General features: G+C 71.3%; 3 protein-coding genes. 2 read left to right on the forward strand and 1 reads right to left on the reverse strand.

Annotation, left to right across the window (positions count from 1 at the left end; translation table 11 throughout):
* Positions 1 to 374: hypothetical protein (locus ON27_RS13140; RefSeq protein WP_043725309.1), on the forward strand; the 374-nt coding region annotated here is incomplete at its 5' end.
* A 141-nt stretch (positions 375 to 515) separates the two neighbouring features.
* Complete coding sequence (locus ON27_RS39845) at positions 516 to 1,481, forward strand: helix-turn-helix transcriptional regulator (protein ID WP_051046506.1); 966 nt, start codon at positions 516 to 518, stop codon at positions 1,479 to 1,481.
* A 12-nt stretch (positions 1,482 to 1,493) separates the two neighbouring features.
* Here the strand turns inward: ON27_RS39845 and ON27_RS13150 are convergent.
* On the reverse strand, positions 1,494 to 2,098 hold a 605-nt coding region (locus ON27_RS13150), incomplete at its 5' end, for a sigma factor-like helix-turn-helix DNA-binding protein (RefSeq protein ID WP_043725312.1).

Here is a 2,098-nt window from a genome sequence, read left to right on the forward strand (position 1 = left end):
GCACCTTGCGCGTGCTCAGCGAGCGCGGCATCTGGCATGCCGTCGCCAGCCGTGGCGAGCGGGAGTGGACGCTGGACAAGCTGTACCGGCACGGCGTCTATGAGATGTTCTCGGCCGTCGAGATCGGCTGGGGCCCGAAGTCTTCGGCGATCGCGCGGATCGCGCGCACGCTCGGTCTCGCCCTCGACGCCGTCGGTTTCATCGATCACGAGCCGGTGGAACGTGCCGAAGTGGCTCGTGCGCTGCCCGTCGTGCGCTGTTACGCCGCCCGCAACGCGGATGTGCTGCCGGTACTGCCCGAATTCCGCCCGGTGACGAGGACCGGGCCCGCGTCGACGCCGCCGCTCGGCTTCGCCAGGGTGCCCGCCCGCTGAACACGCGCCGAGCTGGAGAAACGCGGTGGCCGGGCGAGGTACGAGCAGAGGCTTCCCGGTCGTGCGCAGCTCGCGGGCGCGACCCTATCGTGTTGATGGACAATACGGTTTCGGTGAAATCGGCGGCGATAGGTTGTCAGCATGCAGTGCTATGGCGTGACCGCGAGCGATTCCGCGTCGTGGACCACGATCGCCAACAGCTTCGTTCCGATGGACTACCGGTACGGCGACCCCGACCGGTGGTATTCGGGACTGACGGTCCAGGAATCGGCCGTCTACCGGTTGCTGCGCTGGGAGCAGCGCGGAACCAGCACGTCCTACCGCACGCGGACGAATATCCGCCGTGGTCCGTGCGACGACTTCTACTGGGTGGTCGTCCCCGAGCGGGGCGTGTACTCGGTGCGGTATCGCGACGAGGAGACCTCGGCGCGGCCCGATCAGGCCGCGGTGACCGCCCTCGACGACCTGTGCCAGATCCACATCCCCTTGCTGTCGGCCTACGCGATCCAGCTGCCGCGCGCGGAACTCGACCATCGCGCGGGCCCGCTCGCCGAACGCGGCATGACGATCGACCTGGACTGCGGGCTCGGCCGGATCACCCAGGCCATGATCCGCAGCACCCACGCCGAACAGTCGAACCTCTCCGATCACGAGTTCAACGCGGTCTGCGACCGGATCGCCGAATTGCTGAGCCTGATCTCGCTCGGCGACACCCACCCGCAGCGCGCCCACCATGCCCAGGTCGTCGCGCAGATCCGGCAGTACGTGCGAGCCAACGTGGGCCGGGGTGACGTGCGCTTGCCCGCGGTGGCGCACGCGCTGGGCTGGTCGCCCCGGCAGTTGCGGGTGGTCCTGCACCAGTCCGGCACCACCTACCGCGACGTGCGGCGCGAGGAAGCCCTGCGCGCCGCGCGCGATCTGCTCGAGGACCCCGCGCGGGCCGAGGATCCCATCCGCGAGCTGGCCGTCCGCGCCGGGTTCACCCCGGCGTGGTTCTCCGCGGCGTTCAAGGCGCGCTTCGGCGAGACACCTCGCGAATTCCGGCGGCGTCGCTCGGCCGAACGCGCGGCTCCGGGCGGCGCGCCGGAGCCGGTGCCGACGCCCTGAGCAGGATCGAGATCAGCTGGGCAGCACAGTGATCGAGAGACGGCGCAGCCGCGCCGGATCGGCGATCACCCGGTAGCCTGCCACGCGCGCACCGCGCACCGTGATCGCGAGCGCCAGCAACAGCCTGCCGTGCGGCGCGACCACGATGCCCGGGTGACCGTCCACCAGCGCGAGCGCCGCCGTCTGCGATCGCCCGCGCAGCAGCACGGTTTCCGCGGCTACCGTCGAAGCGCCGCGCACCGTCGTGGCCGTTCCCGGCGGGAGCGCGGCCGCGTCGGCCGTCCGGACCACGTCGGGGGCGAGCACCGCCAACAGGCCGTCGAGGTCGCCGGTACGGGCCGCGCCGAGGAACGCGTCGACGACGTGGCGCCGCGCGGCGATCTCCGGTGTGTCGACGACGTGGTCGCCGCGGACGCGTTGCCGGGCCCGGCTGGCCAGCTTCTTGGTGGTGGGCGTCGTGCGGCCGAGGATCGGCGCGATCTGGTCGAACGGCACCGCGAACAAGTCGTGCAGGACGAACGCGACGCGTTCGCCGGGGCCGAGCCGGTCCAGCACCACCAGCAGCGCCCGGCCGACCGAATCGATGAGCACCGCCTCGTGTTCCGGTTCGTTCTCCT

Source organism: Nocardia asiatica NBRC 100129, assembly GCF_000308415.1.
Classification (GTDB): Bacteria; Actinomycetota; Actinomycetes; order Mycobacteriales; family Mycobacteriaceae; genus Nocardia; species Nocardia asiatica.